Raw genomic sequence first — 26367 nt, 5'->3', positions numbered from 1 at the left:
CCGGGTCCGGAGCGGTGCGGCCCGGTGAGGTGCCGGAGCAGCGCGATCCAGGCTCCCCCCAGGCACTGCTCGACGCGCTCGATGACGCACAGCGTGTCGCGGCCGAGGCGTTGCTCGGGCCGGTGTGTGTTCTCGCCGGCGCCGGCACCGGCAAGACGCGGGCGATCACGCACCGCATCGCGTACGGTGTCGCGACCGGCGTGTACGCGCCGAACCGCGTGATGGCGCTCACCTTCACCAGTCGCGCGGCGTCCGAGCTGCGCACAAGGTTGCGCGCGCTCGGCGCATCCGGGGTCGCGGCTCGAACATTCCACGCGTCTGCGCTGAGCCAGCTGAACTACTTCTGGCCCATCGTCGTCGGGGGCGGCCTGCCGCGCGTGCTCGACGGCAAGGCGAGGCTGCTCGGGCAGGCGGCCGAACGCATCCGGCTACGGGTCGACACAGCCACCCTGCGCGATGTGGCCGCAGAGATCGAGTGGCGCAAGGTCAGCGAGCTGAGCATGGACGACTACGCCGGAGCGCAGCGTTCCGCGCCCGGGGCTCTCAGCGCCGAGCAGGCGCTCGACCTGCAGCGCGCGTACGAAGCGCTGAAGGACGAGCGCAGGCAGCTCGACTTCGAAGACGTGTTGCTCGCATGCGCAGGCATGATCGAGGCCGAGCCGTCCGTCGCGATGCACGTGCGCGAACAGTACCGGTTCTTCGTCGTCGACGAATACCAGGATGTCTCGCCTCTTCAGCAGCGTCTGCTCGACCTGTGGCTCGGGGACCGCTCCGACCTCTGCGTCGTCGGTGACGCGAGCCAGACGATCTACTCGTTCGCCGGTGCATCCAGCTCGTTCCTGCTGGAATTCTCCCGCCGGTACACGGATGCCACTCTCGTGCGGCTCGAGCAGAACTATCGCTCGAGCGCGCCCATCGTGGAGACCGCGAACCGCCTGATGCGCGGACGACCCGGTGCACTGACGTTGCACGCGCTTCGACCGGTCGACGTTGTGGACGAGTCAGGCACGCCTCTGGAACCGTGTTCCACGGGCGAACCCGCACCAACGCTCTCCGGCTACGCCACCGACGCCGAGGAGGCTGCCGCGGTCGCCGCCCAGCTGAGCGCGACCATGCGCGCCGGCGCGAAGCCGCAGGACCTTGCGGTGCTGTACCGCGTGAACGCGCAGGCGGTGACGCTGGAGGCGGCGCTGAGCAATGCCGGGGTGGCCTACCAGATGCGCGGGTCGAGGCGGTTCTTCGACCTGCCCGAGGTGCGGCAGGCGGTGATGACGCTGCGGGCCGCTTCGTTGACGGTGTCGGACGACCCGCTCTTCCAGTCTGTGAGCGACGTGCTGCGCTCGCTCGGTTGGACCCTCGATGCCCCGCAGTCCGCGGGCAGCGTGCGAGACCGCTGGGAGTCGCTCAATGCGATCATGGGTCTCGTCGACGAAGCGCCGTCCGGCACCTCGTTCCGGCAGTTCACCGAAGATCTCCTTGCACGACAGGCGGCGCAGCACGAACCCGCCATCGCCGCTGTCACGCTCTGCACGCTGCACGCCGCGAAGGGACTGGAGTGGGACGACGTGCACCTCGTCGGACTCGGCGACGGGCTCGTCCCGATCGGCTACGCCCGAACTCCGGAGGCGATCGACGAGGAGCGTCGCCTGCTCTATGTCGGCATCACCCGCGCGAGACGCCGACTGGCGCTGAGCTGGGCTGCGAGTGCTGCCGGGCCACGAGAGCCGTCACGTTTTCTGGCAGAGCTCGGCATCCGCACAGCGCGTGAGCCGAGTGGGTCTGCTCGCTGACGCTCCCGTCGCGGTGCACATGGATGCTCGTGGCCGCGTGAGAGCGATCGCCCGCGCGCACCCGGGCATCCACCCATCGTGCCGCGAGCGAGGCGACCTGCGCCGAGAGGAGTGTCGGCTCCGGAGCGGGCACGTGGGCGTCGAGCTGCACAGCGATCGCCGGCCATGCGGGGTCGAGGTCGCGACGCTCCAGGGAGAGACAGCGCAGGCAAGGGTCTTGGTCGTGTGCACCGGCATCACCGTCTAGCGCGGGATCGGCGTACGACGAGTCGACGAACGGGCCGACGCGGGCGCCGTCGTCGCCGATGACGATCGGCAGATGCGGGATGTCGCGCCGCAGCCAATGGCCGTGCCGCCACGGCGGGATGACGTACGAGCCGACCATGATCGCCGCGGCCACGTCGTCTGCCCTGTCACCACTTCGATCACCCAGGACGATGCTGTGCCCCGCCTCGCGAAGCAGGCGAAGCAGTCGCTCCGCGGTGGGCCCCGCACCGTCGAGGGCGACGGTCGGCGACGGCGACGGCGACGGCTCCGGTGTTTCGAGCGCGCCGGCGACCGAGGCGAGCAGGGCGTCCACCTGCTCCGCCGCGTCCGCTCGCGAACCCCTCATCGCCTCCACCTCGAGCGCCGAACGCGGGGCGCCTGTGCGGAGCGCCGCGAGCATCCGCTCCGTCTGCGGTGCGATGTTCGCGAAGACGCACACGACGCGATCCACGCCGAGCTGCAACGTGTGCGGGTCGCGCCACACGAGCGGTACCGCGGGATCGAGGCGATGGATCATGAGCGCCATCATGCCGCCACTCGGACCCGGGCTGTCGGGTCTGTCCACAGGGTGTGCGGAGACATGTCGAGGCGTGCGAGGTACGTCGCACCTGCCTGCCACACTGTCGCTGTGCGCACGACCGACCCGTTCACTCAACCTCCTGTCGTCGCGGTCTCTCGCAGCCCCGATGCGGACGACCGGCCTGGAATCTGGCCACGAACCGTTCCCGCGATCGCGCAGCTCCTCGACGAGGGGCTGCAGCCGGCACCGGGGGTCACGTTCCTGGTCGGCGAGAACGGCTCGGGGAAGTCGACGATCGTCGAAGGCGTCGCGGTCGCGTACGGCCTCGCGCCGGAGGGCGGTTCGGTGTACGCCCAGCACAGTACGCGGAGCACCGAGTCGCGGCTCTCGGACTGGCTGGGCCTCCAGCGCGGCGTCGGCGCGGGGCGATGGGGGTTCTTCCTCCGTGCCGAGACGATGCACTCCTTCTATACGTACCTCGAGCAGCATCCGTCGAATTCCCGCCGCGGTCCGGAGCCGGCATTCCACGAGATGAGTCACGGCGAGTCCTTTCTCGCCATCCTCGAGACACGCTTCGACTCACCAGGGTTTTATTGCCTGGACGAGCCCGAGGCCGCACTCTCATTCGGTTCGACGCTCGCGCTGATCGCCACATTGCAACGCATCGTCGAGCAACGCGGTCAGGTGATCTGCGCCACACACTCACCTGTTCTTGCGGCGCTTCCCGGCGCACGCATTCTCGAACTCGGCCCGTGGGGAATGCGGGAGACCGCCTGGGGCGACCTCGAACTCGTACGACACTGGCGCTCGTACCTCGACGCACCGGAGCGCTATCTGCGGCATCTGCTCGGCTGAAAGCGACCCGAGCAGACACCTCACACCGGCTTCGTGCCCTCGTCGCCTTCTGCGCTCCCTGACGCTCGATCGTCGTCCGAACGCGGTGCGTCTCCGTCTCCGCCGACTGGCGCCTCGCCCGGATTCACGCCGTTCAGCAGGGCCGCGATCGCCTCGTCGAGCTCGTCGAGCTCCGGCTCGACGCCCGAAGCGGATGCCGTCAGCCGCGCGACGAGGGCACTCGGGTCGTCGACGTCCTCCGAGGTCGGCAGCAGGTCGGGGTGCGACCACAGGCGGTCCCGCTCGTCGTCGCCCGCCGCATCCGTGACCTGCGACCACATGAAGGCGGCCTCGCGCAGCCGGCGGGGGCGCAGCTCGAGGCCGACGAGCGTGGCGAACGCCGACTCCGCCGGACCCCCTGCCGCCCGCCTGCGCCGCACGGTCTCGGCGACGGCGTCCGATTTCGGCAGACGCGACGTCGCGCGTGCGGTGACCACGTCGACCCAGCCCTCGATGAGGGCGAGCAGAGTCTCCAGCCGCACGAGTGCAGCCTCCTGCGCCTCCGTTCTCGGAGGGATCAGTGCGCCGCTCACCATCGCCTCGCGCAACTCGTCCGGATTCGACGGATCGAAACCCTCCGCGAGCTCCTGCATGCGGTCGGAATCGATCGTGACACCGCGGGCGAACTCGGTGATCGCGGTGATCAGCCGCAACCGCAGCCACTTCGCGTGCCGGAACAGCCTGGCGTGCGCCAACTCGCGCACAGCGAGATAGATCGCCACCTGGTCGGACGGGATGTCGAGCCCCTCGCCGAACGCGGCGACGTTCTGCGGCAGCAGCGCGGCCGTGCCGTCGCCCAGCAGGGGGATGCCGACGTCGCCGCCGGACACCACTTCTGCCGACAACCGCCCGACCACCTGGCCGAGCTGCACGGCGAACAGCGTGCCGCCGACCGCTCGTACGATGTGGCCCGCGTTCTGCAGCATGCCGCGCATCTCTTCGGGAGCCTGCTCCTGCATGACATTCGTGAGGGCATCCGAGATGCTCGTCGCCACAGGCTCGGCCAGCTGTGTCCACACCGGCATGGTGTCTTTCACCCACTGCCGGCGGCTCATCAGAACGGGCGTCGTCATCAGCTCGGAGATGCTCGTCACCTCGTCGAGCCAGAGAGCCGCGACGGTGAACGCCTGGTCGAGCGACGCGCGGTCGGCAGGAGTCGCCTCCAGCGCATCCTTCGAGGCGATCGTCGTGCCCTGTTCGAGCGCGATGTTCCAGTCGATGCCGTCGGACGACGAGCGCAGCGCGCCCTGCAGCTGGCTCATCAGCGCCTGGATGCTCGCAGCATCGCCGGGCAGACCCGCCGCACCGGCGAGCTGACTGGGATCGAACGACGCGTTTCCCGACAGGAACTGCCGCAGCATCTCGCGCAGCTCGTCCTCGGAGTCGTTCCGGTCGTCATCGGACATGCGATGCCTCTTCCCGTCGTCGCCGTCTCTTGCGAATCACTGTCTGAATCAACGCTAGACCGCTGCACAGGGGCCGCAGGTGGGAAATCGCCTACGCTGGGCTGGTCCGCCGTCCGCCCGTCGCGAACAGGAGCCATCCGTGTCGCTTTTCTCCGATCACGCGCAGGCGGAAAGCGCGGGCGGGGGAGCGGATGCCGGCGACGAAGTCTTCGACGACGCCCGCGTTCCTCGTTCGCGCCGCATCGGCACCGCACTCGTGGTCGTGGCGTTCGTGCTGCTGCTGGTGATGGCGCTCTCGCCTGCGCCGTACGTGATCGAGGCGCCTGGACCGGTGTTCAACACGCTCGGCTACGACCATCCGGTCGGCCAGACACCGTCGAACGCTGCCGAGAAGAAGCCGCTCATCGTGGTGGACGGGCACAAGACCTACCCGACGAAGGGGTCGCTCGACCTGCTCACGGTCTCGGAGATCGGCGCGCCGGGCCAGCTGCCCAACTGGGGCCAGGTCATTCAGGCATGGCTGTCGCCGTCGCGCGCGGTGATTCCGGTCGGCGTCGCGTTTCCGCCAGGGCAGAACGTGCAACAGCAGAACGCCGAGAACGCCCAGATGATGACCGATTCGCAGAAGGATGCCGTCGCTGCGGCTCTCAACGAGCTCGGCTACACCTTTTCGCAGCGCATCATGGTGAAGCAGGTGGCGAACGGCCCGGCGAAGGGTGTCATCGACGTCGGGGACGAGATCACCGCAGTCGACGGGGTCACGGTTCTGGGCGTGCAGTCGCTGCGTGACCAGCTGGCGAAGAACGGCGCGGGCACGCCGGCGACCATCACGATCGTGCGTGGCGGCAAGAAGCACGATGTCACTGTGACGCCGGAGAAGACAGCCGGTGCGGTGGTGATCGGCATCGGCGCGACGATGGACTACACGTTCCCGTTCGACGTCACGATCCAACTGAACAACGTGGGCGGGCCGAGCGCCGGCCAGATGTTCGCACTCGGCATCATGGACAAGCTCACGCCCGGCTCGCTGAACGGCGGTGCCCGCGTCGCAGGGACAGGCACGATCGACAACGAGGGCAACGTCGGTCCGATCGGCGGCATCAGGCAGAAGATGTTCGGCGCGCGCTCCGCGGGGGCGACCGTGTTCCTCGCGCCCGCTTCGAACTGCGACGAGGTGACGGGGCACATCCCGGCCGGCCTGCACGTCTATGCGGTCAAGACGCTGAAGGACTCGCTCACAGTGCTGGATGCCGTGCGCACCGGCTCGAGCACCGCGCATCTTCCCACCTGCAAGGCGTCGTGACGCTCAGCCGTCTGAAGCACCGACCCGTCGGCTTACTCATCATTGTCGATCAGCTCACTCCCAGGTGACGTCCGACCGGTGCGCGGCTTGCCCGCCCTAGGATGGATGTTTCAGGGCGTGCGGTCGCCGACACGGTACGCGCATCCTGACGCCCGACAGCGAACCGTGCGGTTCGTGCGCCCCCACCAAGAGGATCATTCGTGACATCCGCAGCAGTAGGCCGTCCAGGTCGACGTCGCCGAGCGGCGATCTGGATCACGCTCGGCATCGTGGCCGTGCTCGTCATCGCGTTCTTCATCTTCACGAGCCTGTACACCGATGTGCTGTGGTTCGGCCAGCTCGGCTATCTCGAGGTGCTCACCACCCAGTGGTTCGCGGGGTGGGCGATGTTCCTCATCGGCTTCTTCGCCATGGCGATCCCGCTCTGGCTGTGCATCTTCCTCGCCTACCGGCTGCGTCCGGTGTATGCGAAGCTCGACTCGGGAGTCGGGCGTTACCAGCAGGTCGTCGAGCCCCTCCGTCGCGTCGCGACGTACGGCATCCCGGTCATCTTCGGCCTTTTCGCCGGTGCCGCATCCTCGAGCAGGTGGCAGACCGCCGCACTGTGGCTGAACGGGGTGCCGGCGGGCAGGACAGACCCGCAGTTCCATCTCGATGTCTCGTTCTACATGTTCGCGCTGCCGTTCTATCGCAGTGTGCTGGCATACATGTCGGCCGTCACCATCATCGGGCTGCTGGCGACGATCGCCACCTGCTATCTGTACGGCTCCATTCGGGTGAACGGCCGCGAGGTGCGCATCTCGCGCGCCGCTCGGGTGCAGATCGCCGTGATCGCCGCCTTCTACCTGCTGCTGCAGGCCGTGAGCATCTGGCTCGATCGATACGCCTCGCTCACGGACTCCTCGGTCGACGGCCGCGTCAACGGCGCCGCCTACACCGACGTCACCGCCACCATCCCAGGGCGCGCCATCCTCGCCGGCATCGCCGTCGTGGTGGCGCTGCTCTTCGTGCTGACCGCGTTCATCGGTCGGTGGCGCTACCCGCTGGTCGGTACGGCGCTTCTCATCGTGTCGGCGATCATCGTCGGCGTCATCTACCCGTGGGGCGTGCAGAAGCTCATTGTCGCGCCGAGCGAGAAGACGATCGAGTCGACGTACATCGAAAGATCGATCAAGTCCACGCAGCAGGCGTTCGGCGTCGACAACGTGAAGGTGAGCACGTACGACGCCAAGACGGACGCCAAGCAAGGCGCGTTGCGCAAGGATGCCGACACCACAGCGAGCATCCGCATCCTCGACCCGTCCGTGGTCTCCGGTGCATTCGCGCAGCTGCAGCAGTTCCGTCAGTACTACGGGTTCAGCACGGACCTCGACGTCGACCGCTACACGATCGACGGCAAGGAACAGGACAGCGTGGTGGCGGTGCGCGAACTGCACCAGTCCGGCCTCGGCAACTCCGGAAAGTACAACGAGACCTTCGTGTACACGCACGGCTACGGCCTGGTCGCCGCGTACGGCAACAAGCGCCAGGCCGATGGGCAACCGGACTTCTTCGAGTCGGGTATCCCGACCTCGGGAGCGCTCGGCGACTACCAGCCACGGGTCTACTTCGGTCAGGACTCGCCCCGGTACTCGATCGTGGGCGCTCCGAAGGGCTCGAAACCGGTCGAGCTGGACTACCCGGCAGGCTCGGGCAGTCAGCAGGCGACGTACACGACGTACTCCGGCGACGGCGGTCCGAAGCTCGACAACCTCTTCACGCGCCTCGCCTACGCGATCAAGTTCCAGGACGAGCAGATCGTGTTGTCAGATGCCGTCAACAACGACTCGCAGATCCTCTACAACCGCGACCCGCTCTCGCGTGTGCGGCAGGTCGCGCCCTATCTGACGCTGGACAGCGACCCGTACCCGTCTGTGGTGAACGGCCGCGTCGTATGGATCATCGACGGGTACACGACCAGCGATCAGTATCCGTACTCGCAGGAGGTCTCGTACGGCGACGCCATCTCCGACTCGCAGAACTCGTCGACCACCGGGTTCGGGATGGACAACGTCAACTACATCCGCAACTCCGTGAAGGCCACCGTCGATGCGTACTCGGGCAAGGTGTCCCTGTATGCCTGGGACGCCTCCGACCCGGTGCTGAAGACGTGGGAGAAGGTCTTCCCCGGCACGGTGAAGCCGATCAGCGACATGAGCGGGGCTCTGATGAGCCACGTTCGCTATCCTGCAGACCTGTTCAAGGTGCAACGCCAGATCCTGGCGCAGTACCACGTGACAGACCCCGGCTCGTTCTTCTCGCGCACCGACGCGTGGCAGGTTCCTGACGATCCGTCGAGTTCGGATGCCGCATCGCTGCAACCGCCGTACTACCTGACGATGCAGATGCCCGGCCAGAAGTCTCCGGAGTTCTCGCTCTACTCGACCTACATCCCGCAATCGACGAGCGCGTCGAATCGCAGCATTCTCAAGGGATACCTGGCCGTGGACTCCAACGCCGGGAACAAGTCCGGTACGAAAGCATCGGACTACGGCACCCTGAGACTGCTCCGCCTGCCATCGCAGGACACGATTCCGGGCCCGGGCTCCGTGCAGAACAGCTTCGACTCCGATCCGAACGTGTCTGCTGCGCTGAACCTGCTGAGGCAGGGATCGACGAAGGTGATCAACGGCAACCTTCTGACCCTCCCTGTCGGCGGCGGCCTGCTCTATGTCGAACCGGTGTACGTGCAGTCCAGCGGATCGACCAGCTATCCGCTGCTGCAGAAGGTGCTCGTGTCGTTCGGCGACAAGATCGCTTTCGAAGACACGCTCAACGGGGCACTCGATGTACTGTTCGGCGGTGATTCCGGCGCGACCGCCGGTGACACCGGGACCGGTTCTACCAGCGAGCCGACCACCAGCGGCAGCAGCAGCGGCCAGACCGGCAGCACCGGCAGCACCGGCGGATCCTCGTCGGCGAACGCCACACAGGAACAGAACCTGCAGAACGCCCTGAATGACGCGAAGCAGGCGCTCACGGCCCGCGATGCCGCGCTGAAGGCGGGGGACTGGACGACGTATGGAGAACAGGATGCTCGACTCCAGAAGGACCTCGCCGATGCCCTCGCCGCGCAGCAGGCGATCGCCGGATCGTCAGGTTCCTCCGGTGGTTCGAAGTAGCCGGACGGCACTCCGAACCGTTCAGCAGACGTTCTGACACCCCCTCACCCCGGACATTCGATATGCCACGCACTCTCACCGTTCTCGACGACTACCAGCGGATCGCGCTGCGATCCGCTGACTGGGCGCCCATCGCCGACGTGTTCGACATCGTTCAGGTCGACCGGCATCTGGAGGGAGCCGAGCTTCTGGAGTGCATCGGCTCCAGCGAGGTGGTCGTGGCGATGCGCGAGCGCACGCGATTCCCGGCCGAACTGCTCGGGGAGCTGCCCGAGCTGCGGCTGCTCGTGACGACGGGCATGAGGAACGCATCGATCGATCTGGAGGTCGCGACGCGATCCGGCATCGTGGTCAGCGGCACGGGGTCGGCAGGCAACAGTGTCGCCGAGCTCACCATCGGCATGATGATCGCGCTGACGCGGCACTTCGTGGAGGAGGACACCGCTGTTCGCTCCGGCGGATGGCAGCACACGATCGGGCCGGGGCTCGCCGATCGCACGTTAGGCGTGCTGGGACTCGGGCGCCTCGGTGTTCCCGTCGCGCGACTTGCGCGGGCGTTCGGCATGCGCGTGATCGCGTGGAGCCGCTCGCTCACGCCTGAACGGGCGGCGGAACACGGCGTGACGGCGGTGACGCGCGACGAACTGTTCGCGGTGCCCGACATCCTCACCGTTCATCTGCCGCTCACTCCGGGAACGCGCGGCATCATCGGAGCCGCCGAACTCGCTCTGATGCGCCAGGACGCCTATCTGATCAACACATCGCGCGGTCCCATCGTCGACGAGGCGGCGCTGCTGGATGCCTTGCACGGCGGCGGCATCGCCGGTGCAGCGCTCGACGTCTACGATCAGGAGCCGCTTCCGGCCGACCACCCGCTGCGGTCGGCGCCGAACACGTTGCTGCTCCCGCACATCGGCTACGTATCCACGGACAACTACCGCGCGTTCTACGGCGACGCCGTCGAAGACGTGCTGGGGTACCTTCGCGGTGCTCCCGTGCGGGTGCTGCCCGTCCCATAACGTTGCTGACATGACAGACCTCTTCACCGCGGCATCGCCGTTCGACCTCTCAGGGAGCACGGTGCTCGTCACCGGTGCGCGGCGCGGGCTCGGCCGCGCCATCGCGGTCGAGTTCGCCCGTGCGGGCGCCGAGGTGGCCATCGGACTGCGCGACGACACCGACGACGCGGGGCTGACATCCGAGATCGAGGCTTTCGGCCGTCGTGCCCTCCGGGTGCGGCTGGATGCCACCGACCTCGACTCGGGCCGGCGAGCCATCGATCGAACGGTGGCCGAGCTCGGCCGGCTCGACACGCTGGTGAACAACGCCGGCGGTGGCATCGTGGCGCCGGCGATCGAGGCGACGGAGACGGACTTCGACCTGGTGTGGGCGCTCAATGCGAAGTCGACGTACTTTCTGTCGCAGCATGCCGCCCTGCACATGCGGGACGCCGGCGGCGGCGCCATCGTGAACGTCGCATCGCAGGCCGGACTCGTTGCGCTGCCCGGCGAGTCCGCATACTGCATCGCGAAGGCGGCCGTCGTGCACATGACGCGATGCCATGCGATCGAGTGGGGCGAATACGGCATCAGGGTGAACGCGCTCGCCCCGACCTTCATCGAGACGGACGGCACCCGGGCGGCACTCTCCGACCCGGCGTTCCGGGCGGACACGGTGGAGCGCATCGCCGCGCTTCACCGCATCGGTGTCCCGCGCGAGGTGTCGGGTGCTGCGGTGTTCCTCGCGTCGTCCGCAGCGTCGCTGATCACGGGCCAGACGCTCGCCATCGACGGCGGATGGACGGCACGCTGAAGCGCAGCGCGGGGCCGACGATCAGCGTCGCTTGACGCTCCCGGTGAGCTCGGCGACGGCATCCAGTCGCGGCGGCCGCAGCACCGCCCACGCCACGGCGATCACGATGAGCGACGCGACGAAGACGATGAGGCCGATCCAGGTGTCGTCATCGCGCAGACCATAGAGATGGTTGAGGTTGCGCAGCGGCTCGGTGAGCAGCACGAGCGCCACATGCACCACGGTGAACGCCACGAACCAGATCATCGTCGCGAAGTGGATGACGCGCGCCGTCTTCAACGGGAACCGCTTGTCGAATCGCCGCCACCGAACGGAAAGGCCAGGGGCGAGGCGGATGCCCGTGAGCACGGCGAGCGGCGCCGCGAGGAACACGGTGGCGAAGTAGGTCAGCAGCTGCAGCGCGTTGTAGTTCACCCAGCCGTCGGTGTGCGGCCAGTGGAACGAGACATACTGCAGGGCGGCGGAGGCGGCGTTGGGGATCACATCCCACCGGATCGGCACGATGCGCACCCACTGCCCGGTGCTGAACAGCAGCACCACGAACAGCAGGCCGGTCAGCACCCAGAGGCCGTCGACGGTCAGATGCCACCACGACGTCAGCGTGATGCGCACCGGCGGGTTGGGCGTGCGCACGAGCCGGTCGTTGTCGCGGATCCAGAACTCGCGCGGTCGCACGCCTGAGCGCCGCGTGCGGCGCACTGTCAAGCCGGAGAGAACGATGAAGAGAAGGAACGCGCCGCTCAGGAAGTGCAGCACCGCAAGCCACAGCGGGAACCCGACCGGGGCCCAGGAGGGCAGATGGCTCTGCCCGGGGTAGGCGCGGATGAAGTCGGCGATGGCCGGCACGGCAACGAACCAGCGTGCGGCGAGCACCACGACCACGGCGCCCACGACGATGAGCGGGATGATCCACGTGAGGGGACGCCACCTGCTGCGCGTTGCGACTGCGGTCTGCTCCTGCGTAGTCATCGGGGTTCACCGTAACCCATGCGCGTGGGAGTCCGCGTGCGGGTGCCGATTCACCTGACCGACGCCGTGGCGTTGGAGACGGCGACCTGCTCGTGGCGGGGAACGACCTTGACGCGCTCGCGCTCGACGGGCGAGGTGTCGGCCGCGCCGAGTGCGCGCTCGTGGGCGTCGAGAGACAGCCAGCCCTGCCAGGTCGTGTACTGGATGCCGCGCTCATGCAGCAGGTCGAGCACGGAGTCCGGGCTCGGGTCCGGTGGGGCCGGTATGGTGTCGAGATCGCTGACCAGGTGCTCGATCGTCTCCATCGCGTCGCCCTTGGTGTGGCCGATCAAGCCGACCGGCCCGCGCTTGATCCAGCCGGTCGCGTACAAGCCCGGAATGGGAGCGCCGAGCTCGTCGAGCACTCGACCCTCCGCATTGCGCACGACAGCGCGCTCGGTGTCGAACGGCACGTCGGGCACCGGCGAGCCGACGTAGCCGATGGCACGGTAGAGCGCCTGCGCTTCGTGGTCGCGGAACTCTCCGGTGCCGACGACTCCACCGCGTTTGCCGAGTGCGGTGCGCTCGAAGCGCACGCCTTCGACCGAGCCGGTGCCCAGCACCCGCACCGGCCGGTGCCAGAAGTGCAGATGCAGCCTGCGTGCGGCATCCGTGCGCGGGCGGTCCACCCAGCCGCGCATGGTGCGCGTCATCACCTTGACCTGGTTGCTGCCGGCAGCGGCGACGACCGCGTCGATGCCGGCGGTGTCGGCGAAGTCCTCCTCGTACACGATCGTGTCGACGCCACGGATCTCGCCGAGTTCGCGCAGTTCGATCGGCGTGAACCGCACGTGGGCGGGGCCGCGCCGGCCGAACACGTGCACGTCGGTCACCGGCGAGGCCGCCAGACCCGCATGCACGTTCGCCGGAATGTCGGTGCGCAGCATGTCCTCCGGCAGCTTCGCCAGCACCCTGGCCACGTCGAGCGCCACGTTGCCGTTGCCGATCACCGCGATCTCGCGGGCGTTCAGGGGCCACTCGCGCGCGACATCCGGGTGTCCGTCGTACCAGCTCACCACGTCGGCGGCGCCGAACGATCCGGGCAGGTCGATACCGGGGATGTCGAGCGCGGCGTCACGCGATGCCCCGGTGGCGACGATGGCGGCGTCGTACAGCCGGCGGGCGTCGGCCAGCGTCAGATCGCGGCCGAAGGTGACGTTGCCGAGCAGGCGGATGCGGCCGCCGTCGAGCATCTCGTGCAGCGAGTTCACGATGCCCTTGATGCGGGGGTGATCGGGCGCGACGCCGTATCGGATCAGGCCGTACGGCGCAGGCAGCGCCTCGAACAGGTCGATCGAGACATCCAGTCCGGTGCGACTCAGGATGTCACCGGCATAGATTCCGGCCGGTCCGGCGCCGATGATCGCTACACGCAAGTGCCGGGTCATGTTGGTTCGTTCCTCTCGTAGAGTTTCACGACGTCCCCCACCACCGTGACGGCGGGCGGGCGGATGTCTGCGATCGCGGCGATCGCGGCGATGGTGCCCAGCGTGCCTGTCGTCACACGCTGATGCGGCCCGAAACCGTCCTCGATCACGGCGACCGGCGTACCGGCGGATCGACCGGAGCGCACCAGGGCGGCGGCGCTGGCGGCGAGTCCGCCGACACCCATCAGGAGCACGACGGTGTGGCTCGATCCGCCGGGGATGTCGGCGATGTCCTCGTGACCGGTCAGCACGGTGAAGCCGTTCGCGATGCCGCGGGCGGTGACCGGGATGCCCACGGCGGCCGGCACCGCGATCGCGCTGGAGACTCCGGGCACGACCTCGACCGGCACGCCGGCCGCGCGGCAGGCGGCGACCTCTTCGAAGCCGCGGCCGAACACGAAGGGGTCGCCGCCTTTGAGGCGCACCACCGCGCGGCCCGCGAGCGCGTGTTCGACGATGATGCGGTCGATCTCATGCTGCGGCACCGGATGATGCCCGGGATGCTTGCCCACATCGATCACGAGCACGTCGTCGCCGAGCTCGTCGAGCAGCGAACGCGGACCCAGCCGGTCGGCCACGACGACATCCGCCGCGTGCAGCAGTTCGAGCCCCCGAACGGTGATGAGCCCGGCGTCACCGGGCCCACCGCCGATCAGCGTCACGGATCCGACCCTCGAGTAGCGCGGATCGCTCAGCGGCGAAGGCCCGGGGGACCTTCGCGCGACCCGTGCCGAGCGAGCTGCACTCGCCAGAACAAGGCGTGCATCGAACCTGGGAGCCGCTGCGCGACCGAGAGATCGGTGGGATGACCGCTGGACCCGCTGGCTGAGCGTGTCGAAACCCGAACGCTGAAGAGCGGTTTCGTTGAGCTCGACCAGCGGTATGCGGTACCTCATGTCGCGCTGCCGTGCGCAAGGCCGCGAGAGCGGGCCAGCCGGCGCTCGAGCGGGGCGAACACGAGCAATTCGACCAGAATGCCGATCGCGAGGATGGACAGGATCGCCACGAACACACCCGAGATGTCGGCCAGCTGTCTGCTCTGGTCGAGCAGCGTGCCGAGCCCGAAGCCCATCGTGCCGCCGGTCGTGATGATCTCCGCCGCCATGAGCGAGCGCCAACTGAACGCCCAGCCCTGCTTGAGCCCGCCGAGGTAGCCGGGCAGCGCGGCGGGGAGAACGATGAGGGTGCCCTGCTGCACACGTCCGGCGCCGAGCACCGTTCCGACACGGCGGTACAGCGGCGGCACCTGATCCACGCCGCTCAAGAGACCGTTCACGATGGAGGGGATCGCTCCCATCAGCACGACGAAGTAGGCGGTGGCATCCGTGAGTCCGAACCAGAGGATCGCGGCGGGAACCCAGGCCACCGACGGCAGCACCTGGAGCCCGGTGATCAGCGGCCCGAACGCCCGGCGAAGCACCCGCACCTCGGCCAGCAGGAGTCCGAACGGCGTCGCGACGGCCGCGGCGATGAGGAACCCGATCACACCGCGTTCAAGGCTGGTGAACACGGCCTGCTGCAGGCGTCCGGTGGCGGTGAGCTGACCGAACGAGGCCACGACATCCGTAGGGCTCGGCACGATGTCGGGACGCGGATGCGCGATCGTCACGTACAACTGCCACACCACGACGAGCACGGCGAGGAGCGCGACGGGCAGGAGCACACTGCTCAGCACCCGTCGCCAGGAGCGGCCCGGCCCGGTGCCCTCCGCCTGCAGTGAGTCGAGGCCGGACTCGAGGGTGCGCAGGTCGCTCTCGTCGCCGGTCGAGTCGCCGCGTAACTGCGTGCCCGCCCCGTCGGCTGAGGCGTCGCGAGGGGGCGCATCCATACCGCGGGTCGAGTCGCCGCTTGACGGTGCGCTCTCGCGGGCTGAGTAGCCGCGCAGCGGTGTATCGAAACCAGCATCGTCCACCGTCGTCGTTTCACGCGGCACGGCGGATCTCCGTTCGCAGCTGATCGGTGATCTCGATCGCCAGACGGGAGACCTCGGGCGACTCGATACGGCGCTCGCCGACTCCGTCGAACGCGGACGCGACGTGCCACTGCGCCGCGACCCGCCCAGGGCGGGACGAGAGCAGCACCACCCTCTCGCCGAGACGCACGGCTTCGCGCACGTTGTGCGTCACGAAGACGATCGTGCGGCGCATCTCGCGCCAGACCCGCACGAGCTCGTCGTGCAGCAGGTCGCGGGTGATCGCATCCAGTGCGGCGAACGGCTCGTCCATCAACAGCACGCCGCGATCCTGAGCAAGCGCCCTGGCCAGTGCGACGCGCTGCCGCATGCCGCCGGAGAGCTCGTGCGGCCGTCGGTCGGCCGCCTCGGCCAGGTTCACCAGGTCGAGCAGTTCGAGCGCTCGTGGCCGGCGACGCTGTTTCGGCGTTCCGGCCAGCTTCAGCGCGAGCTCGACGTTGCGGGATGCGCTCAGCCAGGGAAACAGGGCGGGCTCCTGGAACATCACGGCGGCGCGGCCGCTCGGCACGTTCACCGTGCCGGAGGTCGGGGCTTCCAGTCCCGCGATGATGCTCAGCAGCGTCGACTTGCCGCATCCGGATGCCCCGACCAGGCACGCGAACTCGCCGGGCGCGATGGAGAGAGAGACGTCGTCGAGCACGACGGGTCCCCGGGCGGCGTAGCGCTTCGTCAGCCCTCGGATGTCGACGGCCGCGGCTCCTCCGTCAGCGGCATACCCGCCGAGCGCGGTGTCGAGCGTGGTCGATTCGGCCTTCATCGCTCACCCAATCCCGCCGTGGAGACGGGCGTCGCCCTGCTCTTCTCCAACGCCGAGTTCAGTGTGCGCAGATCGAAGAGGCCGTTCAGCTCTGCGTCCTTGGCGATCCCGGCATCGACGGCGTGCCTCAACTGCACGGGGAACGTGGACGCGAGCGGGTCGACGCTGAACGACACGTTCTTCAGCGCCCGCGCGACCACGGCGTCGGGGAGAGCGGATGCGCCGTCCACCGTCAGTCGGGCGTTGATCGCCTTCACGGCCGCTGCGGAGTCGTGGTCGTGCAGCCAGGCGATCGCGCCGCGCTCACCGGCGATCAGCCTCGCGACGGTCTGCGGATGCTGGTGCAGGAAGTCGGCGCGCACCACGAGCACGGTCGTGGGGAACGCGCCACCCTTCCACTGGGTGCGTTCGTCGACCAGAACGTGAGCACCGGCATCCAGAACCAGGCGGGATGCCCAGGGTTCAGGCAGCCACGCGCCGTCCACCTTGCCCTGCGTGAACAGCTGCAGCGTCTGGGCGTTGTCGGTCGGAGTGATGGTCACGTCGCCCCCGCCGCTGATCGAGGTCTTCAGACCGTTCTTCGTCAAGTAGGTGCGCAGCGCGACGTCTTGGGTGTTCCCGAGCTGAGGCGTCGTGAGGGTAGTGCCCTTGAGCTGCGACACCGTGTCGATGCCCCTGCGTACCACGAGCGCCGCACCGCCGTTCGTCGCGCCGGCGACGACACGGAGCGATGTGCCGCCGCTGGCGGTGAACGAGTTGATCGCGGGCGACGGACCGAGGAACGCGGCGTCGATCGCGCCCGCGCTCAGCGCCTCGATCGCGGCGGGGCCGGCGTTGAACTGCTCGGCCTTGAGGCTGACAGAGCCTAGCGACTTGCGGAAGAGACCCTCCTGCATGCCGATCAGCGCCGGCGCGTGCGTGACGTTGTCGAAGTATCCGAGTCGGAGCTGCTTGGCAGCGCTCGGCGTCGCGGCCGCGTCGGCGGCGGGGGAGGAGCATCCGGAAGCCACCGCTACCAGGCAGCCGCACATCGCCAGCACGCTCAGGAGTCGGAGGATGGGCTTACGCGTGCGTGGTGCCATGGTGGTTCTCCTTTCGAGTGGAATGTGCCGGTGGACGGGCCGTTGAGAAGCGGACGGGCCCTTGACAACAGAGCCGGAGAGCGCGGGACGATTCAGATCGGCGACGGCTGAGGCCCGATCACGCCGAGGTGCGGATGACCGTGCCGGCGGCGAGGGTGGCGCCGTCGTGGGGGTCGATGACGACGAACGCTCCGGCCCGTCTGTGCTCGGCGTACGGCTGCAACGGCAGCTCGGTCGCGAGCCGGAGCGTCGCCTGCCCGATGTCGTTGATGTCGAGCCGCTCGGTCGGCCGCAGCGCGAGGGTGTCGAGATCGAACCTGCCCTGCAGCTCGCGCACGAACGCCTGCACTGTGGCGGTGCCGTACTTCACGAGCACGCGCGCTCCCGGCGTGAGTGGGCGTGGGTCGAGCCAGAAGAGAGACGCCGTCAGGTCGGCGGAGGGGAGTGGATGCCTGCCCTCCGCAACGATCACGTGACCGCGCGCCACGTCGAGGTCGTCCGCCAGGCGCAGCGCGAGCGACTGCGTGGCGAACGCGGCCTCCCGGGCCTCGCCGGCGCGATCGATCGCCGTGACGGTCGTCGTGGCCCCGCCGGGGATCACGGTGACGCGATCGCCCACCCGCACCGAACCGGATGCGATCTGGCCCGCGTATCCGCGGTAGTCGCGGTAGGCATCCTCATCCAGACCCGGCGCAAGCGCACCCTGCGGACGGATGACCGACTGCACCGGAAAGCGGAAGGGTGCGACAGCAGACTCCACCTCGTCGATCACGCTCAGGGTCTCCAGCAGATCGAGCAGCGTCGAGCCCTCGTACCATGGCGTGTTCGCTGATGCCTCGACGACGTTGTCGCCCTCCAGTGCCGACACCGGGATGACGTGTGGATCCTCGATGCCCAGCTCCGTCGCCACGACGAGCACGTCGGATTCCACCGCGCGGAACACCGCTTCGTCGTAATCGACGAGGTCGACCTTGTTGACGGCGACGATCAGGTGCGGCACACGCAGTAGCCGCACGACGGACAGGTGGCGGCGGGTCTGTTCGAGAACACCCTTGCGCACGTCGATCAGCACCACGACGGCGTCGGCCGTGGTCGCCCCGGTGACCATGTTGCGGGTGTACTGCACGTGGCCCGGGCAGTCGGCGAGGATGAAACTGCGCCGGTCGGTCGCGAAGTACCGGTAGGCGACGTCGATCGTGATTCCCTGCTCGCGCTCCGCACGAAGCCCGTCCGTGAGCAGGGCGAAGTCGATGCGGTCGCCGCCGCCGAACCCGCGTGCGGCGCTCGCCCGGGTGAGGGCATCCAGTTGGTCCGCGAGGATCGCCTTGCTGTCGTGCAGAAGCCGTCCGACCAGCGTGGACTTGCCGTCGTCGACGGAGCCCGCCGTGGCGAAGCGGAACAGCGCGCTGGAGCTGAAAGAGGAGGTCCGGTGGACCTCCTCCGCGACGCCAGCGCCGATCGAGCTGTGCTCGATCGGTTGTGAGGAAGCGGCGAAGCTCGAAGTCATCAGAAGTACCCGTCCTTCTTGCGGTCTTCCATTCCGGCCTCCGAGATGCGGTCGTCGGCCCGGGTGGCGCCTCGCTCGGTGATGGTGGATGCCGCCACCTCGCGCACGACGGAGGCGACGTCGGCGGCATCCGACTCCACGGCACCCGTGCACGACATGTCGCCGACCGTGCGGTAGCGCACCGTGCGCCGTTCGACCACCTCGTCGGAGCGGGGTGGCGAGACCGGGCCGACCGCTCGCCACATGCCCTCGCGCCGGTACACCTCACGTTCGTGGGCGTAGTAGAGCGGGGGGAGTTCGATGGCCTCGCGCTGGATGTACCGCCACACGTCGAGCTCCGCCCAATTGCTGATCGGGAACGCACGCACGTGCTGTCCGGCGGTATGGCGCCCGTTGTAGAGGTTCCAGAGCTCGGGGCGCTGGTTGCGCGGATCCCACTGGCCGAACTCGTCGCGCAGCGAGATGATGCGCTCCTTGGCCCGTGCCTTGTCCTCGTCGCGGCGCCCGCCGCCGAAGACGGCGTCATGCCGCCCCTCCCGGATGCCGTCGAGCAACGGCAGCGTCTGCAGCGGATTGCGGGTGCCGTCCGGGCGGTCGGACAGGCGTCCATCGTCGATGTAGTCCTGCACACGGGCCACGCTCAGGCGCAGTCCCAGCCGTTCGACAGTGGCATCCCGGAACGCGATCACTTCAGGGAAGTTGTGCCCGGTGTCCACATGCAGCACGGGGAAGGGGATGCGCGCGGGCCAGAACGCTCTCGCCGCCAAGTGCAGCATGACGACGGAGTCCTTGCCGCCGGAGAACAGCATCACCGGTCGCTCGAACTCGGCGACGACCTCGCGGATGATGTGGATCGCCTCGTTCTCCAGCGCGTCCAGTGCGCTTCCGAGGGCGCCTCCCGTCTCGTCGGTCGAGTGGGGCGTGTCAGTGCCCGCCGTCTCGTCGGTCGAGTTGGGCGTCTCAGCGCTCGCTGTCTCGTCGGTCGAGTAGGGCGTGTCAGCGCCCGTATCGAAACCCGCGTCCCGCCTCGAACGCTCGGCCACGGTCGTCATGTCAGTCACAGATGTATCCCGCATTCCGTCTTGGCGAGCCCGGCCCAGCGACCGGATCGCGCATCCTCTCCCGGTGCCACCGCGCGAGTGCACGGTTCGCACCCGATCGACGGGTAGCCGTTGCCGAGCAGCAGGTTCAGCGGCACGGCATGCTCTTCCGCGTAGTCGAGCAGTTCATCGAAGCTCCACGCGGCGAGCGGGTTGACTTTGACGAGTCCGTGGCGCTCGTCCCACTGGATCAGCGGGGTGCCGGTCCGGGTGGATGCCTCGTCGCGGCGCACGCCGGTGAACCACACCTCGTAGCCGGCCAGCGCCTTCTTCAGCGGCGCGACCTTGCGCAGCGCGCAGCACAGCCCGGGGTCACGGGCGAAGAGTTCAGAGCCGTACTCGGCATCCTGTTGCGCGACGGTCTGCGCGGGCAGCACGTCGACCACAGCGACGTCGAGCGACCGCGCCACCTCGTCGCGCGTGATCCTGGTCTCCAGAAAGTGGTACCCGGTGTCGAGGAACAGCACGTCCACGCCGGGCACGTGCTGCGAGACGAGGTGCGGCAGCACGGCATCCGCCATGGAGCACGCGACGGCGGCCGCTCGCACGCCGAAGTTCTCGGCGACCCACGCCACGACGTCGGCGGCCGACACCTCGTTGCTCGTTCCCGAGCCGACCGCGGCAGCGCCGGCCTCGGCCAGGGCACGCAGCTCGTCGGACGACCGTGCGCGGTTGCCGGTCGGGGCTGCCGGTGCGTCGGATTCCCGCGGCGTTCGTGTCTCGCTCATCGCAGCGCCTCCTCGTCGGCGGAGTTCGCCCATTCGGCGAATGTCTGGTTCTCGGTGCGATCGGCGAGGTAGCGCCGAACGAGACGCTCCACGTAGTCCGGCAACTCGGATGAGATCACCTTCAGCCCGCGCACCGTGCGGCCGAGAGCCGCATCTGCGCGAGTGTGCGAGGCGAGCCCGCCGCCGAGGTGCACCTGGAAACCCGGATGCTGCACGCCGTGCTCGTCGGTCACGATCTGGCCCTTGAGCCCGATATCGGCGGCCTGGATGCGCGCACACGAGTTCGGGCATCCGTTCACGTGGAGGCTGATCGCCTCCGGCAGTTCGACGTCGGCCAGACGTTGCTCGAGTTCGGCGATCGCGTCGCGCGCGGTGTCCTTGGTGTCGACGATGGCGAGCTTGCAGTACTCCAGCCCGGTGCACGCCATGGTGCTGCGCCGGAACGGGCTCGGCCTGCTCGAAAGCCCGAGGGCGTCGAGTTCCGCGACCATCGAGGGCACGAGTTCCTCGGCGATGTCGAGCACGAGCACCTTCTGGAACGCGGTGAACCGCAACCGCTGCGATCCGTGCCGCTCGACGGCATCCGCCAGCTCGATGAGCTCGGTCCCGGAGGTGCGCCCGACGGTGGTCGCGGCGCCGATGTAGTACCGGCCATCCTTCTGATTATGCACGCCGACGTGGTCGCCCGGACCGGTCGCGCGTTGTGGAGCCGGGCCATCGGGAAGCTCGTACCCGAGATATTCGGTCTCGAGCACCTGGCGGAATCGTTCGGGCCCCCAGTCGGCGAGCAGAAATTTGAGCCGTGCCTTGTTGCGCAGCCTGCGGTATCCGTAATCCCGGAAGATGCCGGTCACGCCTTCCCACACCTCGGGCACGCGTTCTTCGGAGACGAATGCGCCGAGCCGTTCGGCGAACCGCGGCGTGGCGGCCAGCGCCCCGCCGACCCAGAGATCGAAGCCAGGGCCGAGTTCGGGATGCACCACGCCGACGAACGAGATGTCGTTGATCTCGTGGGCGACGTCGAGGCTCGGGTGCCCCGTGATCGCGGTCTTGTACTTGCGCGGCAGGTTCGAGTAACGGGGGTCTCCGATGTAGCGCTCGCTGAGCTGGCGGAGCGCGTCAGTCGGGTCGATGAGCTCGTCGGCTGCGATGCCGGCGACGGGGCTGCCGAGCATGGTGCGCGGCACGTCGCCGCACGCCTCGGTGGTGCGCATGCCGACCTCCTCGAGGCGGCGCCAGATCTCAGGGACGTTTTCGATCTCGACCCAGTGCAGTTGCACGTTCTGCCGGTCGCTGATGTCGGCCGTGTTCCGGGCGAAGTCGCGAGAGAGCTCGCCGATCGTGCGCACTTGCCGGGTGGTCAGAACGCCGCCATCGGTGCGGATGCGCATCATGAAGTAGCGGTCCTCGAGCTCTTCGGGCTCGAGTGTCGCCGTCTTTCCGCCATCGATGCCCTGTCTGCGCTGCGTGTAGAGGCCCCACCAGCGGAACCTGCCGTGCAGGTCCGTCGACTCGATGCTGTCGAACCCGTTCTTCGCATAGACGGTCTCGATGCGCTCGCGCACGTTGAGCCCGTCGTCGGCGCCCTTCAGCACCTCGGTCGGGTTCAGCGGCTCGGGGCCGTCGACCTTCCACTGCCCGTTCGGCGTGCCGGCGCGTGGCGGGCGTACCCGGCGCGCCGGTCGTGATTCCACTGACGTCATGCTCACCTCGCTGGAGTCGGTCCGGCGACGGTTGCGCACGATGGCGGCGCTCAGGATGACGGTGCTTGATGTCCGGACCGGCGTTCACGCTACGTGCGGCCCCCGCTCTGCGCGACCGTCGCTGCAACAGCGGTACACGTGGCGTCATAGTTCGTGACGTGCTTGCGTAGGAGACGCGTTGCTCATATGAGCACGCTGATGCGCGCGTCAGTTCAAGCGTTCGGGTGCGCAATGACGTCGTTACGCCGGCGCCGGCGCCTCTGCCGGTGCATGTTTGCGCGTGAATATGAACGTGCGCGGCTCATCTGCATGTGGCGCGGCCCGTTTGCATATGGCGCGGCCCGTTTGCATGTGGCGTGGCCAGTTTGCACGTGACGACGCCAGTTTGCGCGTGACGACGCCCTTATGCGGCACCCGACGCGGGCGAGCTCTCAGCTCGGTGCAGTCGCGTACCGCCGCCGCCTCAGCCTCGCGCAGAGGCCGCTCGAGTCTGGTGCCGCGTCCGTCTCAGTCGTCTGGGGTCCGCCTCAATCTGGTGCCGCGTCCACCCCAGCCGGGCACGGCGCGCCCGTCTCAGACGAGGGCGGCGGCGCGGTCCAGCACGATGTCGACCAGTTCTCGAGGCGTCGATTCCGGGCTGAGCAGCGGCTCGGCGACGAGGTCCCCTCCCGCGCGTTGTGCGAGGTCGGCGAAGTATCCGGGAGCCAGGAGGTAGGTTGCGATCGCGACGGGTGCACCCGGATTCCGACCTCGCGCAGACCTGATCGCCTCGGCAAGAGGCGGCTTTGCGGCGGAGATGAAGCCGACCTCAACGGGGGTGCCGAGCTCCTCGGCGAGCATGCTGCCGGTGCGTTGGCAGTCCGCGACGGCTCGTTCGTCGCTCGAGCCTGCGGCCGCGAGCACCACGGACGTGCCTGGCGTATATCCGGCTTCGCGCAGGCGCCGGGCCAGCACGACGACCAATCGGTCGTCCGGCCCCAGCGCGGGCGCGACCGCCGCGGGAACCGCGGCTTGTTCGGCGCTCTCGGCGAGGTCGACGTACACGTGATACCCGGCGGAGAGCAGCAGGGGCACGATGACGGCGCGGTCGGCGGTATGCGTGACGTCGGCGAGCGCTGAGTCGACATCCGGTTGCTCAACGTCGACATGGCATCCGATCACGGGAACTTCGAGTGAGGCCGCGACGCGTTCGACGAGCATCCGCACCGCGAGCCGTCCGGCAAGGGAGGAGGTGCCGTGCGATGCGGCGAGAACGGTGGGGCGCACCAGTATCTATACCTCCCAGGGAAGTGGCTCGTCGTGGGCGACGGGGTCGAGTGGGATGACGATCACGGGGTGATGCTGCCGGTGAGCGAGGTGAACCGCAACGGATCCGTTGAAGAACTCGTGTGCCGTCGTGCGCAGTCCGCGTTTTCGGGTGCCGACGACGATGGCCAAGGCGTTGACCTCGTGCGCAAGCCTAGCCAGTTCGTGGGCCGGGTCTCCGGCCAGTGCCCGCATGCTCCATCGGACACCGGAGTTCTTCAGCAACGCCGTGACGTGCGCGGCCAGGAGCTGGTCGAATTCTTCCGTGACGGAGTCCGCCGAGTCCGGATCGATCGGGAATGCGAACACCGTCCCGTCGGGGTTGCGTTTCGTCGTGTACCTGGTGGCGTCGACGTTGGCCACGACGAGTTGGGCTCCCAGCATCCGGGCGAAGCGGATCGCTTCGATCAGGACGGTGTCGGACATCGTGGCGCCGGATTCAGTGGCGCCAGATTCAGTGGTGCCGGACTCCGCGATACCGGATCTCGCCGTACCCGATCCCACGGTGTCGGACGTGGCCCGACTGGATTTCGTGGCGCCGATCGCGTTCGTCATGACGCCTACGACAAGCACGTGCTCTCGTGCAGCAGGTTCGGACATCGTCGACCGCCTCTCCTACGTTTTCAGAATGCGCCGTTGAGCGGGTGACGGCAACATGCGTGCGGCGGGAGGAAAGACGGTCTCCGACGCGGTGCTAGCCCGGCCGCGCGGAGCGGAGGGATGAGTGCGCGTGCCTCAGGGGGCGCCGCAATGTCACCCGTGGGTGTGTCTCCGACGGCGCGATGTCACGTGCGCGCGTCTCAAGCTGTGCACTGTCACTCACATGCGCGCGATGGTGGACCCGGGTGGTGGCGCCGGATTCTGTCCGTCAGAGAGGGTGCGGCGTCGCCTCGTTCGCCGGCGATGGTAGAGCCATGCCGCCGACTTCGAGCGAAGTTCGATAGGGACTCGTTCCGTGTCGACCGATCCCGGCGGAATCAGCACATATCTCGTTGCGCCCGGGGATGCGTCTCGCTCGATCCTCCACCCCTTGTTGTGCAGCAGGAGATGGTGAAATCGGCAGAGCAGCACGCCGTCCGCGATGTCGGTGCGGCCTTGATCCTCGTACCAAGGATTGATGTGGTGCGCCTCGCAGGTCCACGCAGAGTTCTCGCAGCCGGACCATATGCACCCGCCGTCACGCACCCGTAGGGCGACCCGCTGCTTCGATGAGAAGAGCCGCTGCTCTCGGCCGAGATCGAGAGGGTTTCCGCAACTGTCGACGATCAGCAGTTGAGAGCCGGCGTCGCAGAAGCACCCCTGCACTACAGCCAACGGGATAGCATGGTCGCTTCCCTCGAGATGCCCGATGCCGTCGGCAACGCCAGAGGCTAAGTCGTCGTCTCGCGTGACGATAACGCGAACCGCGGGGCGGTGAGTCCGGAACGTCGTCGAGTCGTCGGATTCAGCCCCGCACCGGAGCACGTCCAGCATGGTGTCGAAAGCCAGTTGCTCGTTCGTGCGTGGGTCGTTGATGAGTTTGTCTGCCTGGGCTCGTTCCGCTTCCGAGATGAACCGGGGACCACCCCGCCGTGGACTGAGTGCGATGTCGAGCACCTGGGTAGCGAAGACCCCGGACTCGTCATCGAAGACGACATGAGCCGTCAGCTGGCCGTCGTTGTTCCGACGCATGATCCACGACCGATTGTGGTAACGCCGCTGCCAGCGCACTTGAACGCCCGCCGGGTCGATCTCGTCGCGCATTCGTCGCGCCATCCGAAACAGTTCGTCGACGTGCGTGATTCGGGCGTCGTGCACCATCTCGGATGCCGCGGTCCGGAGCGTTTCGATATCGCAGGTTTCACTCGGCCCGACGAGGCCGCGAACGATCGCGTCGCCAGCGGCGGGTGTGATGGCGCCTACCCCGACGGCGGAAGTCACTGGATGATTCCACGGCAGCATCGCGGACGCCGTCGGCGTATCCGTTGAGTCACGGTTGCCCGCGTCGGTATCGGTGCCGTCACTCGTCGATACACCGCGGCTGGGGTCGTCTTCGGGCGAGCCATCGGAGCGCATGAGCAACACTTGCTCCGCCGCGTCCGCCTCGCCCATCGCCCCGCCCAGGCGAACCTGACGTGCGGCCTCGCCGTGACCAGAGCCGGTGATCGACTGGACGAAGCGCACGGCGTCGCGATGCCCGTACCGCTGCGCAAGCCCTGACTGCCCCTGCGAGCGCTCGGACCGCTTGGCCGCGACGCCGGCAGCCACCGTGATGACCGTGTCGAACTCGCTGCGGCCGCGAGCGGCCTCCGACATCAGTCGCGCCAGCGCGTCATCGTCGAGCGCAGCGACCTGCTGCACGAGCGACGGCGCGTCAGGCTCGTTCCCGGCGGCCCGAGTCCGCGCCGATCGAAGGGCGTTCGCCGTCGAGCAGCGAAGGACGGAACACGCGTGTTGCGTGGCTGCTTCCAGACGCTCGATCGTTGAGGGCATGCGTCCACTATAACCGAGATGATAGGAGAAATCTTCGAATGTGAGAAACTCGAATAATCGCCTACTTGTGGACGGAAAGGCCGTCAATTCGGGCGTGCAATGAACATTGTTCGAAGAGAAACTCGAATGTATGGATCTCGTTCGATCACTGCA

Annotated in this window: 19 protein-coding genes and 1 pseudogene; 6 read left to right on the top strand and 14 right to left on the bottom strand. The window is 68.1% G+C overall.

The window, feature by feature from the left end; genetic code table 11:
• Positions 1–14 precede the first annotated feature (14 nt).
• Positions 15–1790 (top strand): ATP-dependent helicase, encoded by a 1776-nt coding sequence (locus tag ACYVDK_RS10455; RefSeq protein WP_460521440.1) that lies wholly within the window; start codon positions 15–17, stop codon positions 1788–1790.
• An 895-nt stretch (positions 1791–2685) separates the two neighbouring features.
• On the top strand, positions 2686–3432 hold the full coding sequence (locus ACYVDK_RS10450) for an AAA family ATPase (RefSeq protein ID WP_460521387.1): 747 nt from the start codon (positions 2686–2688) through the stop codon (positions 3430–3432).
• A 20-nt stretch (positions 3433–3452) separates the two neighbouring features.
• Here ACYVDK_RS10450 and ACYVDK_RS10445 read toward each other — a convergent pair whose 3' ends face one another.
• Positions 3453–4877 (bottom strand): zinc-dependent metalloprotease, encoded by a 1425-nt coding sequence (locus ACYVDK_RS10445; RefSeq protein WP_460521385.1) that lies wholly within the window; start codon positions 4875–4877, stop codon positions 3453–3455.
• Between the two features lie 139 nt (positions 4878–5016).
• Here ACYVDK_RS10445 and ACYVDK_RS10440 point away from each other — a divergent pair, with 139 nt between their 5' ends.
• The 4 genes from ACYVDK_RS10440 (at position 5017) to ACYVDK_RS10425 (ending at position 11153) form a co-directional block, all read left to right on the top strand.
• Complete coding sequence (locus ACYVDK_RS10440) at positions 5017–6180, top strand: YlbL family protein (RefSeq protein WP_460521383.1); 1164 nt, start codon at positions 5017–5019, stop codon at positions 6178–6180.
• Positions 6181–6380: 200 nt separating this feature from the next.
• Complete coding sequence (locus ACYVDK_RS10435; RefSeq protein WP_460521381.1) at positions 6381–9341, top strand: UPF0182 family membrane protein; 2961 nt, start codon at positions 6381–6383, stop codon at positions 9339–9341.
• 62 nt (positions 9342–9403) lie between these two features.
• Entirely contained in the window at positions 9404–10360 is a 957-nt protein-coding gene (locus tag ACYVDK_RS10430) for a D-2-hydroxyacid dehydrogenase family protein (protein ID WP_460521379.1), read from the top strand.
• Between the two features lie 10 nt (positions 10361–10370).
• Entirely contained in the window at positions 10371–11153 is a 783-nt protein-coding gene (locus ACYVDK_RS10425; protein WP_460521377.1) for an SDR family NAD(P)-dependent oxidoreductase, read from the top strand.
• 21 nt (positions 11154–11174) lie between these two features.
• Here ACYVDK_RS10425 and ACYVDK_RS10420 read toward each other — a convergent pair whose 3' ends face one another.
• From ACYVDK_RS10420 to ACYVDK_RS10360, 13 genes and pseudogenes are all read right to left on the bottom strand, one after another.
• A complete protein-coding gene (locus ACYVDK_RS10420; protein ID WP_460521375.1) occupies positions 11175–12122 on the bottom strand; it encodes a cytochrome b/b6 domain-containing protein in 948 nt (315 codons plus the stop codon).
• Between the two features lie 50 nt (positions 12123–12172).
• On the bottom strand, positions 12173–13549 hold the full coding sequence (locus tag ACYVDK_RS10415; RefSeq protein ID WP_460521373.1) for a ferredoxin--NADP reductase domain-containing protein: 1377 nt from the start codon (positions 13547–13549) through the stop codon (positions 12173–12175).
• Positions 13546–14337: pseudogene (gene cobA, locus ACYVDK_RS10410) on the bottom strand (uroporphyrinogen-III C-methyltransferase); the annotation flags it as partial. The pseudogene cobA and the gene ACYVDK_RS10415, both read right to left, overlap by 4 nt.
• A 143-nt stretch (positions 14338–14480) precedes the next feature.
• Complete coding sequence (locus ACYVDK_RS10405; protein WP_460521371.1) at positions 14481–15416, bottom strand: ABC transporter permease; 936 nt, start codon at positions 15414–15416, stop codon at positions 14481–14483.
• Positions 15417–15510: 94 nt separating this feature from the next.
• The gene (locus ACYVDK_RS10400; RefSeq protein ID WP_460521369.1) at positions 15511–16317 is read right to left on the bottom strand and encodes an ABC transporter ATP-binding protein; all 807 of its coding nucleotides are present in this window, start codon (positions 16315–16317) and stop codon (positions 15511–15513) included.
• Positions 16314–17399 carry an ABC transporter substrate-binding protein gene (locus ACYVDK_RS10395; RefSeq protein ID WP_460521367.1) on the bottom strand — a complete coding sequence of 362 codons (1086 nt, stop codon included), beginning with the start codon at positions 17397–17399 and terminating at the stop codon, positions 16314–16316. The genes ACYVDK_RS10400 and ACYVDK_RS10395 overlap by 4 nt, the downstream gene beginning before the upstream one ends.
• 118 nt (positions 17400–17517) lie before the next feature.
• Positions 17518–18906 (bottom strand): sulfate adenylyltransferase subunit 1, encoded by a 1389-nt coding sequence (locus tag ACYVDK_RS10390; RefSeq protein ID WP_460521365.1) that lies wholly within the window; start codon positions 18904–18906, stop codon positions 17518–17520.
• Positions 18906–19967 carry a sulfate adenylyltransferase subunit CysD gene (gene cysD, locus ACYVDK_RS10385; protein ID WP_460521363.1) on the bottom strand — a complete coding sequence of 354 codons (1062 nt, stop codon included), beginning with the start codon at positions 19965–19967 and terminating at the stop codon, positions 18906–18908. Before cysD ends, ACYVDK_RS10390 begins: the two co-directional genes overlap by 1 nt.
• On the bottom strand, positions 19964–20734 hold the full coding sequence (locus tag ACYVDK_RS10380; protein WP_460521361.1) for an adenylyl/phosphoadenylyl-sulfate reductase: 771 nt from the start codon (positions 20732–20734) through the stop codon (positions 19964–19966). The genes cysD and ACYVDK_RS10380 overlap by 4 nt, the downstream gene beginning before the upstream one ends.
• Complete coding sequence (locus tag ACYVDK_RS10375) at positions 20731–22437, bottom strand: nitrite/sulfite reductase (RefSeq protein WP_460521359.1); 1707 nt, start codon at positions 22435–22437, stop codon at positions 20731–20733. Before ACYVDK_RS10375 ends, ACYVDK_RS10380 begins: the two co-directional genes overlap by 4 nt.
• 573 nt (positions 22438–23010) lie before the next feature.
• Positions 23011–23703 (bottom strand): sirohydrochlorin chelatase, encoded by a 693-nt coding sequence (locus ACYVDK_RS10370; protein WP_460521357.1) that lies wholly within the window; start codon positions 23701–23703, stop codon positions 23011–23013.
• 6 nt (positions 23704–23709) lie between these two features.
• Positions 23710–24342, bottom strand: a complete 633-nt coding sequence (locus ACYVDK_RS10365; RefSeq protein ID WP_460521355.1) for a universal stress protein — start codon at positions 24340–24342, stop codon at positions 23710–23712.
• A gap of 219 nt (positions 24343–24561) precedes the next feature.
• Positions 24562–26214, bottom strand: a complete 1653-nt coding sequence (locus ACYVDK_RS10360; protein WP_460521353.1) for an HNH endonuclease signature motif containing protein — start codon at positions 26212–26214, stop codon at positions 24562–24564.
• Positions 26215–26367 lie beyond the last annotated feature (153 nt).

It is taken from the genome of Humibacter antri (genome assembly GCF_054777235.1).
Note: the sequence above shows the minus strand (reverse complement) of the source record. Positions and strands in the feature narration are given on the sequence as shown.

Bases quoted from the DNA above. Each gene is read 5' to 3' on its own strand.
- ACYVDK_RS10415 (WP_460521373.1), bottom strand. From the start codon at position 13,549: ATGACCCGGCACTTGCGTGTAGCGATCATCGGCGCCGGACCGGCCGGA.
- ACYVDK_RS10375 (WP_460521359.1), bottom strand. From the start codon at position 22,437: ATGACGTCAGTGGAATCACGACCGGCGCGCCGGGTACGCCCGCCACGC.
- ACYVDK_RS10425 (WP_460521377.1), top strand. From the start codon at position 10,371: ATGACAGACCTCTTCACCGCGGCATCGCCGTTCGACCTCTCAGGGAGC.
- ACYVDK_RS10400 (WP_460521369.1), bottom strand. From the start codon at position 16,317: ATGAAGGCCGAATCGACCACGCTCGACACCGCGCTCGGCGGGTATGCC.
- ACYVDK_RS10360 (WP_460521353.1), bottom strand. From the start codon at position 26,214: ATGCCCTCAACGATCGAGCGTCTGGAAGCAGCCACGCAACACGCGTGT.
- ACYVDK_RS10445 (WP_460521385.1), bottom strand. From the start codon at position 4,877: ATGTCCGATGACGACCGGAACGACTCCGAGGACGAGCTGCGCGAGATG.
- ACYVDK_RS10405 (WP_460521371.1), bottom strand. From the start codon at position 15,416: ATGGATGCGCCCCCTCGCGACGCCTCAGCCGACGGGGCGGGCACGCAG.
- ACYVDK_RS10365 (WP_460521355.1), bottom strand. From the start codon at position 24,342: ATGTCCGAACCTGCTGCACGAGAGCACGTGCTTGTCGTAGGCGTCATG.
- ACYVDK_RS10380 (WP_460521361.1), bottom strand. From the start codon at position 20,734: ATGAGCGAGACACGAACGCCGCGGGAATCCGACGCACCGGCAGCCCCG.
- ACYVDK_RS10395 (WP_460521367.1), bottom strand. From the start codon at position 17,399: ATGGCACCACGCACGCGTAAGCCCATCCTCCGACTCCTGAGCGTGCTG.
- ACYVDK_RS10390 (WP_460521365.1), bottom strand. From the start codon at position 18,906: ATGACTTCGAGCTTCGCCGCTTCCTCACAACCGATCGAGCACAGCTCG.
- ACYVDK_RS10430 (WP_460521379.1), top strand. From the start codon at position 9,404: ATGCCACGCACTCTCACCGTTCTCGACGACTACCAGCGGATCGCGCTG.
- ACYVDK_RS10420 (WP_460521375.1), bottom strand. From the start codon at position 12,122: ATGACTACGCAGGAGCAGACCGCAGTCGCAACGCGCAGCAGGTGGCGT.